This is a genomic window from Actinoplanes sp. NPDC051537, assembly GCF_055586105.1.
Window position 1 is genome coordinate 123140 of record NZ_JBVJIU010000027.1, and the last position, 12950, is coordinate 136089.

At 71.1% G+C, this 12950-nt stretch carries 10 protein-coding genes; 7 read left to right on the plus strand and 3 right to left on the minus strand.

What is annotated here, in order from left to right:
* The first annotated feature begins 80 nt into the window (after window positions 1-80).
* The 6 genes from ACZ6TB_RS44720 (at window position 81) to ACZ6TB_RS44745 (ending at window position 6475) form a co-directional block, all read left to right on the plus strand.
* Window positions 81-1202 (plus strand): FAD-dependent monooxygenase, encoded by a 1122-nt coding sequence (locus tag ACZ6TB_RS44720; RefSeq protein ID WP_465566641.1) that lies wholly within the window; start codon window positions 81-83, stop codon window positions 1200-1202.
* On the plus strand, window positions 1202-2140 hold the full coding sequence (locus tag ACZ6TB_RS44725; protein ID WP_465566643.1) for a VOC family protein: 939 nt from the start codon (window positions 1202-1204) through the stop codon (window positions 2138-2140). Before ACZ6TB_RS44720 ends, ACZ6TB_RS44725 begins: the two co-directional genes overlap by 1 nt.
* Window positions 2140-3048: a fumarylacetoacetate hydrolase family protein gene (locus ACZ6TB_RS44730; RefSeq protein ID WP_465566645.1), complete on the plus strand. Its 909-nt coding sequence runs from the start codon at window positions 2140-2142 to the stop codon at window positions 3046-3048. Before ACZ6TB_RS44725 ends, ACZ6TB_RS44730 begins: the two co-directional genes overlap by 1 nt.
* Window positions 3048-4193 (plus strand): alpha/beta hydrolase family protein, encoded by a 1146-nt coding sequence (locus tag ACZ6TB_RS44735; RefSeq protein WP_465566646.1) that lies wholly within the window; start codon window positions 3048-3050, stop codon window positions 4191-4193. The genes ACZ6TB_RS44730 and ACZ6TB_RS44735 overlap by 1 nt, the downstream gene beginning before the upstream one ends.
* On the plus strand, window positions 4190-5158 hold the full coding sequence (locus tag ACZ6TB_RS44740; RefSeq protein WP_465566648.1) for a cyclase family protein: 969 nt from the start codon (window positions 4190-4192) through the stop codon (window positions 5156-5158). Before ACZ6TB_RS44735 ends, ACZ6TB_RS44740 begins: the two co-directional genes overlap by 4 nt.
* A 126-nt stretch (window positions 5159-5284) precedes the next feature.
* On the plus strand, window positions 5285-6475 hold the full coding sequence (locus tag ACZ6TB_RS44745; RefSeq protein WP_465566649.1) for a phosphatase PAP2 family protein: 1191 nt from the start codon (window positions 5285-5287) through the stop codon (window positions 6473-6475).
* 293 nt (window positions 6476-6768) lie between these two features.
* Here ACZ6TB_RS44745 and ACZ6TB_RS44750 read toward each other — a convergent pair whose 3' ends face one another.
* Window positions 6769-7509 (minus strand): acyl-CoA thioester hydrolase/BAAT C-terminal domain-containing protein, encoded by a 741-nt coding sequence (locus tag ACZ6TB_RS44750; RefSeq protein ID WP_465566650.1) that lies wholly within the window; start codon window positions 7507-7509, stop codon window positions 6769-6771.
* A 71-nt stretch (window positions 7510-7580) separates the two neighbouring features.
* The gene (locus ACZ6TB_RS44755; RefSeq protein ID WP_465566651.1) at window positions 7581-8468 is read right to left on the minus strand and encodes a serine hydrolase domain-containing protein; all 888 of its coding nucleotides are present in this window, start codon (window positions 8466-8468) and stop codon (window positions 7581-7583) included.
* Between the two features lie 63 nt (window positions 8469-8531).
* Here ACZ6TB_RS44755 and ACZ6TB_RS44760 point away from each other — a divergent pair, with 63 nt between their 5' ends.
* Entirely contained in the window at window positions 8532-10247 is a 1716-nt protein-coding gene (locus ACZ6TB_RS44760) for a SulP family inorganic anion transporter (protein ID WP_465566652.1), read from the plus strand.
* Here the strand turns inward: ACZ6TB_RS44760 and ACZ6TB_RS44765 are convergent.
* Window positions 10235-11848, minus strand: a complete 1614-nt coding sequence (locus tag ACZ6TB_RS44765) for an amidohydrolase (protein WP_465566653.1) — start codon at window positions 11846-11848, stop codon at window positions 10235-10237. The genes ACZ6TB_RS44760 and ACZ6TB_RS44765 overlap by 13 nt on opposite strands.
* Between the last annotated feature and the right edge of the window lie 1102 nt (window positions 11849-12950).

The following is a 12950-nucleotide window of genomic DNA, read 5'->3' on the forward strand; positions in this document are numbered from 1 at the left end:
GACTCTTTCCTGATGGCTGCCCGGCAACGGACAGTGGTGGCAGTCACACCGGCAACAGAGGGGAAACCGCCGTGCCTGCCGTGCGAAACGTACTCGTGGTCGGTGGGGGCGCTGCCGGCGCCGCCGCCGCGATCCTGCTCGCCGAGGGTGGCGTCTCCGTCGAGCTCATCGACATCAAGCCCGACATCTCGGCGCTCGGCTCCGGGATCACCCTGCAGGGCAACGCGCTGCGCGTCCTGCGCGAGCTGGGCGTCTGGGACCAGGTCAAGGAGCAGGGGTACGCGTTCGACACGCTCGGCCTGCGCGCCCCGGACCCGAACGGCACCCTCATCGCCGAGCTCGACGACATCCGCACCGGCGGTCCCGACCTGCCGGCCACGCTCGGCATGTACCGGCCCGCCCTCGCGAAGATCATGCTGGACCGGGCCGCCGCGGCCGGTGTCAAGATCCGCTTCGGGACCACGTACACGGCGCTCGACCAGGACGACACCGGCGTCACGGTGACCTTCGCCGACGGCGGGAGCGGCCGCTACGACCTGGTCGTCGGGGCCGACGGCATCCGGTCCTGGACCCGGCGCATGCTCGGCGTCAACCTCGAGACCCACAGCGTCGGCATGGGCATCTGGCGGGCGTTCACCCCCCGGCCGGCGAGCGTCACCCGCACCGATCTCTTCTACGGCGGTCCCAGCTACATCGCCGGTTACTGCCCCACCGGCGAGGACACGCTTTACGCGTACGTCGTGGAGGACGCCCGCGATCGCAGCACGCTCTCGCCGCAGGAGTCCCTCGACGTCATGCGGGAGCTGTCGCGGGCCTACCACGGGCCGTGGGACGACATCCGCGCCGTGCTGACCGACCCGGCCCGGGTCAACTACACCTGGTTCGAGAGCCACGTGCTCGACGCGCCCTGGCACCGCGGCCGGGTCGTGCTGATCGGCGACGCCGCCCACGCCTGCCCGCCGACCCTGGCCCAGGGCGCCGCGCAGGCCCTCGAGGACGCCTCCGTGCTGGCCGGGCTGCTGCTCGCCCACGACGACCTCTCCGCCGAGCTGTGGACCTCGTTCGCCGACCGCCGCTACGAGCGGGCCAAGACCGTCGTCGAGGGGTCGCTCCAGCTGTGCCGCTGGCTGCTCGACCACGAGCGCGGCGACGTGCCCGGCCTGATGGGCCGGATCTCCCACCTCTTGATGCAGGAAGCCTGATGAACGAGCGACTGATCACCCACCTGCGGCACGTCGACCTGGCCGTGCCGGACTACGACAAGCAGTTCGAGTTCTACACGACGATGTGGGGGCTGACCCCGTCCGTCACCGACTCGGGCATCGCCTATCTCGCCGCCGCCGGCTCGCCCGAGCAGTACTCGGTGCGCCTGCGCAGAGCCGACGAGAAGCGCCTGGATCTGATCGCGTTCGGGGCGGCCTCACCGGCCGATGTGGACGCCCTGGCGGCGCAGCTCGGAACCGCGGGCGTCCAGCTGGTCGGCGAGCCGGGCAAGATGCAGACCCCGGGCGGCGGGTACGGCTTCCGGTTCTTCGACAACGACGGCCGTACGGTCGAGGTCTCCGCCGACGTCGAGATCCGCGCCCACCGCAAGGTCGAGGCCGGCGAGTCCGTCCCGGTGAAGCTGTCGCACGTGGTCATCAACTCGCCGAACCCGGAGGAGACCGTCGCGTTCTACGAGCGGCACCTCGGCTTCGCCCTCTCCGACACGCTGATGCACCCGCGGATGGGCTCGATGATGTGGTTCCTGCGCACCAACCGCTACCACCACAGCCTCGCCATCGCCCGCGGCCCGCACGTGGCGCTGCACCACGCGTCGTTCGAGATGCGCGGCATCGACGAGTACATGCGCGGCACCGGCCGGCTGCTGCGGGCCGGCGTCGAGAAGGTGTGGGGCCCCGGGCGGCACATGGCCGGCAAGAACACCTTCAGCTACTTCCTCGACCCGCACGGCAACACCATCGAGTACACGACCGAGCTCGAGCAGCTGGACGAGGACACCTGGCACCCGCACCTGTACGACTTCTCCGACCCGATGGTGTCGGACCAGTGGGGGACCGCGAACCCGATGAACGAGCTCGTCGCCAAGCAGTCGTTCAACGACCCCGACCGCGGCGTGTTCGTCGCCCCGCCCGTCTGATGCGGCTCGCGACCTTCGACCACGGCGGCGTCGTGCGGGGCGGCGTGGTGCGGGACGCGCTCGTGCACCCGTTCGCCGGTTCGCGCACGGTCCTGGACGTGGTCCGGGCCGGCATCCCGGATCCGGAGCTGCTTCCCGGCGTACCCCTGGATGAAGTGCAGTTGCTCGCGCCCCTGCGGCCTCCCGCCGTCCGCGACTTCGTCGCCTTCGAAGAGCACGTCGAGGGGGTACGGCGGGCGGTCGACGGCGTGGGCGGGGTGCCGGACGCCTGGTACGACGCCCCGACGTTCTACTTCACGAACCCGCACACGCTGATCGGCCCCGGCGCCGACGTGCCGTTCCCCGCCGCGTCGGTGGCCCGCGACTTCGAGCTGGAGGTGGCCGCCGTGGTGGGCCCCGGCGCAACCATCTTCGGCTACACGATTTTCAACGACTGGTCGGCACGAGACCTGCAGAGCCGCGAGATGCAGGTGAACCTGGGTCCGGCCAAGGGCAAGGATTTCGCCGGAAGCCTCGGCCCGTGGATCGTCACGGCCGACGAGCTGGCTTCCTATCGCGACGCCGACGGATTCCTCGCTCTCTCCTGCAGCGCGTCGGTCAACGGCGTCGAGGTGGGCCGGGATCTGCTCTCGCACATGGGTTGGACCTTCGAGACATTGCTGGCGTACGCGGCGCGCGACAGCCGGGTCGAGCCCGGTGACGTCCTCGGCTCCGGCACGGTAGGCAACGGCGGCTGCCTGGCCGAGCTGTGGGGCCGCCGGGGCCGCCAAGACCCGCCCCCGCTGACGGACGGCGACACGGTGACCCTGACCGTCGAAGGCATCGGCTCGCTCACCAACCGCATCACCACCGCACCCGCCGCTGATCCGATTCCTTCATTCCGGCGGTCCGTCGAAAGGCAAGCCTGATGTTCGAGTACTTCCCGGGCAATTACGTCTGGAACCTCGGCGTGGTCGCCGCGCTCAACAGCGGCGGCCTCATCGACGAGGTCGACCGGGCCTGCCGGCCGATCCGGGATCTGGCCGCGCAGGGCTCCGACGTCGGCACCCCGGCGCTGATGGCGTCGTGGACCGCGGTCGTCGACGATCTCGAGGCGCAGGCCGTGGCCGACGAGGCGGCGGGGCACCGGCGGGCGGCCGGGCAGAAGTACTTCCGGGCCACCAACTACCTGACCCAGGCCGAGCGGATGCAGAGCGCGCACGCCCCCGGCCGGCGCGCGATCTACCAGCGCTGCCTCGACCTCATGCAGAAGACGTTCGACCTGATCGACCCGGCCACGACCCGCGTCGCGATCCCGTTCGAGGGCACCACGCTGCCGGCCTACTTCACCCCGGCCGGCCCCGGCGCACCCTGCGTCGTCATGTGGAACGGGCTCGATTCGACCAAGGAGCACATGTACGTCTCCGGCTTCCCCCGGGAGCTGGCGGCGCGCGGCATCGCCACGCTGATGGTCGACTGCCCCGGCAGCGGCGAGGCCCTGCGCTTCGGCGGCCTCACCGCCCGGGTCACCACCGAGGACTGGGCCGCGGCCTGCGTCGACTACCTGCTGGCCCGCGGCGACGTCGACGCCGCCCGGATCGGCCTGGTCGGGTGGTCGCTCGGCGGCTACTACGCGCCCCGGGCGGCGGCCTTCGAGAAGCGGCTGGCCCTGTGCGTGGCGTGGGGCGCCAACCACAACTGGGGCGAGGTGCAGCTGCGGCGGCTCGAGCGGGAGGGCGAGAACCCGGTCCCGCACTACTGGGACCACGTGATGTGGGTGTGGGGTTCGTCGTCGATCGACGAGTTCGTCAAGACCGCGGCCGACGTCCACCTCGACGGCGTGGTCGAGCGGATCGATGTCCCGTTCCTGGTCGCGCACGGCGAGAACGACCGGCAGATCCCGCTGCGGTACGCCCACCGGTCGTACGAGCAGGCCACCGCCAGTCCCCGTCGCGAGCTGCGCGTCTTCACGCCGGCCGAGGGCGGCGCCGAGCACATCGGGCTCGACCACCTGCCGCACGTGAGCGTGTTCATCGCCGACTGGGTCGCGGACGTGTTCGGGACCGCCGCATGACGCTCGATCGGACCGACCCCGAGGGCGCGATCGCGGCGGCCGCCAAGCGGAACACCAACTGGGGACGCTGGGGTGCTGACGACGTACGGGGAACCATGAATTTCCTGACCCCCGGCAAGCGGGTGGAGGCCGCCCGGCTGATCCGGCGCGGGGTCTCGTTCTCGCTCGCGCAGTCGTTCGACATGGACGGCCCGCAGAAGGGCTGGCGCCGCCGCACCAACCCGGTGCACACGATGCTCGACACCGGCACCGACGCGGCCGCCGGCATCCAGGGCTTCCCGCACGGCCTGGGCGGCGCCGACGACGTGATCGCGATGCCGCTGCAGTGCTCGACCCAGTGGGACGGGCTGGGCCACATCTTCGACCACGGCAACGCCTGGAACGGCCGGCCCGCCGCGACCGTCGTGACCAGCCTCGGCGACGCGGTGACCGGCATCGAGACGGTCGCCGACGTGATCGTCGGCCGGGGCGTGCTGCTCGACGTGGGACGCGCGTTCGGCGACGGCGGCGAGCTGCCGGACGGGTTCGCGATCACCGCCGCGCATCTGGACGAGACGATCGCGCGGCAGGGCCCGTCGTCCCGGGTGGGGCGGGGCGACATCGTGGTCGTGCGCACCGGCCAGCTCACCCGATGCCGCCGGGAGGGCTGGGGGGAGTACGCCGGCGGCCCCGCGCCCGGCCTGTCGTTCACCACCGCCGACTGGCTGCACGACACCGAGATCGCCGCCGTCGCCACCGACACCTGGGGCTTCGAGGTGCGGCCGAACGAGTTCGACGTCGCGTTCCAGCCCCTGCACCAGGTGGCGATCCCCAACATGGGGCTGTTCCTGGGCGAGATGTGGGATCCCGACGCGCTCGCCGTGGATTGCGCCGCCGAGGGCCGCTACGACTTCTTCCTGACCGCCGCCCCGCTGCCGATCACCGGGGCGGTGGGGTCGCCGATCAACCCGATCGCCGTCAAGTGAAGTTCCTGTGTGCCTGCTGAGAGGGTGATTCAGTTCTCACGCTCGAACTTTGCACGCTGAGAAAGATCCGGAACATCCTTGGAAGCCGGACCGGCATCGGTCCGCTCCGGCCCAGGGAGGCGCCAGATGACCATGGTCACGGCTTCGGCTTCGCGACTCGCGGTGCGCCGCGCCCTCCGCGAGATCGTGTTCGTGGCCGTGCTGTTCCTGGCCTACAAACTGGGCCGAATACTGGTCGAGGGCCACGTGGGCGCCGCCCTGACCAACGCCCAGAGCGTCTGGGACTTCGAGCGCGCCGTGCGCCTCCCCAGCGAGGCGGCCCTGCAGGCGACGATCCTCGACCACACCTGGTGGGTCCGGGCCGCGAACGGCTTCTACGCGTACGTCCATTTTCCCGCCACCGCCGCCGCGCTGGTCTGGACCTACATCCGCCGCCCCGAGATCTACCTGTGGTTCCGCCGCACGCTGGCCTCCCTGACCGCGTTGGCCCTGGTGATCCACGCCCTGTTCCCGCTGGCCCCGCCGCGCATGCTGGCGAGCGCCGGCCTGCTCGACACGGGCCGCCTGTTCGGCCCGTCGGTCTACGGCTCACCGACGAGCGACACGCTGAGCAACCAGTACGCGGCCATGCCGTCGTTGCACGTGGGGTGGGCGCTGGCCGTCGCGGTCGCCCTGATCTACGCCACCCGGTCCCGCTGGCGGTGGTTGTGGCTGGCCCACCCCGTGGTGACCCTGCTGGTCGTGGTGGTGACCGGAAACCACTACTGGGTGGACGCCCTCGCGGCGGTGGGGATCCTCGCCGTGGTGCTGGCCGTGGTCACGCCGTTGTCGCGGCAGTCGGAGCCCGCTTTGCCGGTGAGGCCGGGGCCGGTTCCTGGTCCGCGGCGGCCGGTCGCCTCGGTGGGGCCGGTCGGGTCGGTCGGGTCGGCCTCGTCGGCCTCGTCGGCCTCGTCGGTCGGGCAGGTCGGGCAGGTCGGGCAGGTCGGGCAGGTCGGGCAGGTCGGTCGAGCTTCGTCGGTCGAGCCGGCCAGGCGGGCCACGCCGGTGTCGGCGGGTGAGCCCGTCTTGTCGGGTGAGTCGGCCGTTTTGGGTGAGCCGGTCGTGTCGGGTGAGCCGGTCGTTTTGGGTGAGCCGGTCGTTTCGGGTGAGCCGGTCATGTCCGGTGAGGCGGTCTCGCCGGGTGAGCCGGTCGCGCCGCTCGTGCCCGCAGCCCGGCGTCCCGACTCGTGGCGTCGCGTTACGCGGCCGCCGGTCCGCGGCCGCGCCGGGCGCCCGAGTCCTACGGCGCCGCGGTCGCGCTACAACCCGCCGCGCTGAAGGCGCCCCGCCCCGCCGCGCTGAAGGCGCCCCGCCCCGCCGCAGGAGCATGTCCCGCAGCCAGGCCGCAGCCCGATGCTGAACGCCCGCCGTGTCTGGTCCCCACCCCGTTGACTGGGTGGGCCGACTCTACGGCGCGGGTGTGACAGTTTCGCCGGGTTGTCCACAGGCCGCCGCTGAGGTCGTCCCGAGCCCGCCACTCAATGCCGGCCGTAACTGTTCCCCACCCGTTGACTGGGTGGGGCGGACTTTACGACGCAGGTACGACACTTTCCGCGGGTTGTCCCCAGCCATCAAACCTCAGACACCCCCATCAACAACCGGATCCGCTCCCAAGCCGCCACCCCCAGCCGCCGGTCCGCCTCCTCCGTCCCACCGCGAGCCATCCGCGCCCCCGCGACAACCACCGCCTCGCCCGGCAGCACCGTGCGATGCCCCGCCTCACCGTCCATCACCACCGTGCACGCCATCCCGCACCGCGCGGCGATCGCCCCGGCGTGCTCCACGCTCGGCCACACCCGGTCATCCCCGCCGGCCACCACGATCACCGACGGGATCCGTTCGACCGGGATCGCCGCGACCGCCACCGCCGCCGGGTCGGCCGCCCGGGACAACTCGTACAACCGGCGATAACTCGGCGGGTCATCGACCGGGGTCCATGGGACGAACGGCACGAACGGCACCGGCCGGCCGCCCAGCGTCCAATGGGAGGTCTGCGTGCCATCGGGGCGAACGCCCGCCCACACCACATCGGACGGCGCGAACGCCACCACCGCGTCGACGCCCGGGGTGTGAGCGCCGGTCAGCAGGGCGGCCTCGGCGCCGAACGATGTGCCCGCCAGCAGCACCCGATCGCACGTGCGGCGCAGGGCGGCCACCCGGTCCTGGAACTGCTCGAGCGGGATCTCCCACGGGCCCGGGTTCTGGCCGGGGCCACCGAACCAGCGGATCGACTCGGCCAGCGCGCCGTGCCGGGCGAACAGCCGGGCGCGATCGTCGTCCACCCGGCCGCTCGAGCCGGCCACGGTCAGCACGCCCCAGCCGGTATGGCGACCGGGACGAAAGCGGCCGGGACGGAACTGGCTGGGAGGGAAGCGGGCGGCCATCAGGCCGCGAACCGGTCGATCGCGTCGGCGACGTCCTGGCCGGTCAGGGGCAGCTGCAGATCACTGAGCAAACGGGCGGCGTACGGCAGCGCGCTCTCATCGGCGGTGAGGACCACACTCACGTACGCGTGCGACGGCACCATCAGCATCGCCGACCGGTACCCGGACACGCGTCCGTTCAGGTACATCTGGCCGGCGGGGCCGAGCGCCCACCCCAGCCCGTACGTCATCGGATCGTCCGCCCCGGTCCGCGGCGCGCGGAACTCGCCGTCGGAGATCAGCCGCTCGCCGGCGGTCAGCAGGTCCGGCACGCACGACCACAGCCCGCCACTCGGACGGCGTCCCCGCGGGTAGCCGTTCGGCGGGTCGAAGCCGGTCCGGGTGAGATGCCACGGGCTCAGGACGCGATCGTGGAGGCTCACCTCGTACGGGAAATGGGAGATCGCGGCCAGGATCGCACCCGCCAGGAAATAGTTGCCGTTGTAGTAGGACCAGCGGGCGCCGGCCGGGCGTTCGCTGCCCGCGCGGACCACCAGGCGCGCCGTCTCGCCCAGCGCGTCGTCGCCCTCGCCGAGCGCCGCCACCGTCGCCGCGTCGACCGACTCGCGCAGGCCCGAGACCTGGCCGAGGATCTGCTCGACGGTCAGGCCGCGATCGGCGCGCCAGTCCTCCGCCAGCTCCGGCAGCAGCTCGAGCGCCGGCGTGCCGAGCGGAATGCCGTGGTCGCGCATCGTCAGCACGAGCGCGGCCGACGTGAAGACCTTGGTCAGCGACGCGATGCGGAAGGGCGAGCCGGCCCCGGCCATCGTGCGGGACCCGGCCTGCGAGATCCCCACCGCGGCGGGGACCGAACCGAGCCGGCGGGCGAGCGCATCCTCAAGGTCCATTCACCCAGCTTTCCATCCCGTACGGGTGGGTCGCGCACGGCCCGCGGACGCTAAGTTCGGCCTGTGGCGATCGACCTTCGCGAGTGGGTGCCCGGCATCGGCGCCGTGCGCACGTACCAGGCGGCCTGGCTCCCCAAGGACCTCATAGCCGGGATCGTGCTGACCACGCTGCTGGTCCCGCAGGGCATGGCCTACGCGCAGCTCGCCGGGCTTCCCGCGATCACCGGCCTGTACACGTCAATTCTCTGCCTGCTCGCGTACGCGGTGTTCGGCCCTTCCCGGGTCCTGGTGCTCGGACCGGATTCGTCCCTCGGGCCGATGATCGCCGTGGTGCTGGTCGGGTCGCTGGGCGCGGGAGCGCCGCCCGCCGAGGCGGTCGCGCTGGCCTCGATGCTGGGCCTGGTCGTCGGCGTCCTGCTGGTGCTGGCCGGCATCGCCAAGCTCGGGTTCCTGGCCGACCTGCTGTCGCACCCCACGCAGGTCGGCTACATGAACGGGCTCGCCCTGACCATCCTCATCGGTCAGCTGCCCAAGCTGTTCGGCTTCTCGGTCGAGGGCGACGACCTGATCAGCGAGACGCGCGGCTTCGTCGAGGGGCTCGCCGACGGCAAGACGGTCCCGGCCTCATTGATCATCGGCGTGTTCGGGCTGGCCGTGATCGTGGCGCTCCGGCGCTGGCTGCCGCGCGTCCCCGGCATCCTGGTCGCCGTCGTGCTCTCCACCCTGGCCGTCCCGCTGTTCGGTCTCGTCGAGCGGGGCGTCGACGTCGTCGGGGCACTGCCCCAGGGCTTCCCGCCGTTCGACGTGCCCTCGTTCGACCTCTCCGACCTGGGCGTCGTCGCCGCCGGCGCGCTCGGCATCACGCTCGTCTCGCTCACCGACACCATCTCCACGGCCTCGGTGTTCGCCGGCCGCACCGGCCAGGAGGTGCGCGGCAACCAGGAGATGGTCGGCATCGGCGCCGCCAACATCGCCGCCGCGTTCTTCCAGGGCTTCCCGGTCAGCACCAGCGGCTCGCGCACCGCCGTCGCCCAGCAGTCCGGCGCCCGCTCGCAGGTCACCGGCGTGGTCGGCGCGGTCGCCATCACCTTGTTGCTGGTCTTCGTGCCCGGCCTGCTGCGCGACCTGCCGTCGCCGACGCTCGCCGCGGTGGTCATCGCGGCGGCCGTCTCGCTCGCCGACTTCCCGGCCATGAGCAGCCTGTGGCGCCGGCGCCGGGTCGAGTTCAGCCTCGGCATCGCGGCGTTTCTCGGGGTCGCGCTCCTCGGCGTCCTGCCCGGCATCGCGATCGCCGTCGCATTGTCGGTGCTGAATGTGTTCCGTCGCGTCTGGTGGCCCTATCAGGCCGTGCTCGGCAAGCCCGACGGCGTCAGCGGCTATCACGACACGCGGGTCTATCCCGAGGCCGCGTTGCTGCCCGGGCTGGTGCTGTTCCGGTTCGACGCGCCCCTCATCTTCGCGAACGCCCGGGTCTTCCGGGAGCGGATCCGCGCGCTCGCCCGTTCCTCGCCCGGCGTGCGCTGGATCGTGGTGGCCGCCGAGCCGATCACCGACATCGACACCACCGCGGCCGACGTCCTCGAGGAACTGGACGAGGAGCTGAACGCGGCCGGGGTCAACCTGGTCTTCGCCGAGATGAAGAGCCCGGTCCACGAGAAGATCGACCGATATCAGCTGACCCGCACCATCGACCCCGCGCACTTCTTCCCGACCATCGAGGACGCCGTCGCCGCCTATCAGCGCACGACCGGCGCCGAATGGACCCGCTACGACTCGTAGACCCGTTTGCCATCCACGAACGTCATCGCCACCTTCGCGTCGCCGATCTCGATGGCCGGCGCCTCGAACGGATCGCGGTCGAGCACGACCAGGTCGGCGCGGAACCCGGTGGCGATACTGCCGGTGTCATCGAGATGATTCACAAAGGCCGATCCCTCGGTGTACGCGCGGAACGCCGTACCCAAGCCGAGGACCTGGTCCGGCAGAAAGCCGGCGGCGTCGTCGCCGTGATGGACCCGGTTGACCGCCACGTGAATTCCCTGCAGCGGGTCGGGCGTGCTCACCGGCCAGTCGCTCCCGCCGGCCAGGCGCGCCCCCGCCCGTTCCAGATCCCCGAACGGGTACTGCCAGCCGGCCAGGCTCGGGTCGAGGAACGGAATCGTCAGCTCGTCCATCTGCGGCTCGTGCGCCGCCCAGTAGGGCTGCATGTTCGCGACCGCCCCGAGGGCCTGAAAGCGCGGAACGTCATCCGGATGCACGACCTGAAGGTGCGCGAGATGCGGTCGCGTGTCGCGCACGCCGTTCGCCTTGCGCGCCGCCTCGACCGCGTCGAGAGCGTCCCGGACCGCCCGATCCCCGAGCGCGTGAAAATGGGGCTGAAAACCCAGGGCATCCAATGCGCTGACGTACGCCGGGAGCAGCTCCGGATCGATGAACGACAGCCCCCTGTTTCCCGTCACGCAGCCGCACGAGTCGCGGTAGGGCTCGGTCATCGCCGCCGTGAAGTTCTCCGCGATCCCGTCCAGCATCAGCTTCACCGAGTCGCACCGCAGCCGTCCCACCGTCATGCTCTGCCGTTTCGCGACCAGTTCCGGAATCTGCTCCGCGCCCCGCTCCCGATCCCACCAGAGCGCCCCGATCACGGTCGCCGTGAGAGTCCCGTCGTTGGCCGCCCGCAGATAGGCGTCGGAGATGTCGTCATAGCCGTTCGTGGCGCAGACCATCGCGTCCTGCCAGGCCGTGATGCCCAGCGCGTGCAGGAGGCGCTGCGCCCGCAACAGCCCGTCCAGCCGCTGCTCCGCGGTGGTCAGCGGCACTTTCACCAGATCCATGGCGCCCTCCTGCAGCGCACCGACCGGGTTGCCGTCCGCGTCCCGGTCGACGCGGCCGCTGGCCGGGTCCGGTGTGCTCGCGGTGATGCCGGCGAGCTCGAGCGCCCGGCTGTTCACCCAGGCGGCGTGGTGGTCGCGGTTCATCAGGTAGACCGGCCGGTCCTTGACGACCCGGTCCAGGAGAGCCTTGTTCGGGATGCCGCCCGCGAAGCTCTCCATCGACCAGCCGCCGCCGACGATCCACTCGGCCTCCGGGTGCGCCTCGGCATAGTCGCCCACGCGCCGGAGGTACTCGTCGAGGTCGGTGGTGCCGGTCAGGTCGCAGAGGCCGAGCTCGACCCCACCCATGACGGCGTGGATGTGCGCGTCCTGAAACCCCGGCAGCAGAAGCCGCCCGCCAAGGTCGACGACGTCGGTCCCCGGCCCCACGAGATCCCGAACCGCATCGCCGAGCGCAACGATCCGCCCCTCACGGACAGCAACGTCCGTTCGGTGCCGCTCACCCCCGGTGAAGACCGGGCCGCCGTGAAAGACAAGATCTGCGTGCATGGTGGGGCTCCGATCCGTGGACGGGGAGACGCTCAGCGAATCATCGCCCGTGTTCGGTGGTGCTGTCAGGTCGCCCGTGCGCGGTAGTCCGGCCGGTTTGGGTGTTGCCGCCCGGTCTGAGGGTGGCGGCATGGGCTGGGGGGCGCGCTGTCGCCGTGGCCGCTATGGCGGCCCGCGGCACCGACCGTGACGGGCTGGCTTTGGGGCAACGCAGTGTTGGTCGGCAGGTTCGCTGCTGGTGGCTCGGGTGGAGATGGCGAGCGTTTGGTGGCCGGGCGGCGTGCGGGTTGGGTCTTGTTCGGCGGTTGCTCAGCGGTTTGGGCCAGGCTGGCCGCGAGTTTGGATGTCCCACCCGTTGGTCTCGCTCGTCGCCAACGCTGTTGCCCGCCCGCGAATTTGTGGCGCGCCCGTGGGTGTTGCCAGCCGTCCGCCCAGAGTCAGCCGTCCGCCCAAAAGCCAGCAGCCCACCCAATGGGTGGGGGAGGTGGCGGACGGTGGGGCGGCTGAACGCCCACCCAAAGGGTGGGGGAGGCGGCGGACGGTGGCCGCCTGGACACCTACCCAAGGGGGGTGGGGGTAGGCGGCAGATGGTGGGGCGGCTGAGCACCCACCCAAAGGGTGGGGGAGGTGGCGGACGGTCGCCGGCGCTCTTGATCGAGCATGTGTCGACGGACACCCGAATGGGGGAGTGGGTCGGTTTGGCGGTCGCGGGCGGCGCGTGTAGTGTTTCCCGAGCCGCCAGGGAGACGGGCGAGCGCGGGGGCCTTTCGGGGTCGTCGCAGCGGCCGTCCTGGTGGAACCCCGAGGAATTGCACCGGCTGTTTGCCGTGTACTGTTTTGCGGGGCCTGAGGTTTTATCGGATCGCATTTCCGGGGAATTACACGGATTTGACGCTCCGGTAGGGCGAGGGTAAAGTTTAGCGAGTGCCCCGAGGGCGGGTTTGCTTCGGGTGTGGTTGTTCTTTGAGAACTCAACAGGGTGCTTGTAAAGCCAGTGCCAATTATGTTTTTTCCCTGGCCGGTTTGATCCGGCTTGGATTCCTTTGGCAACTTTTTGTTGTCGGGACATTTTTTCCACAGATTTTGTTGGAGAGTTTGATCC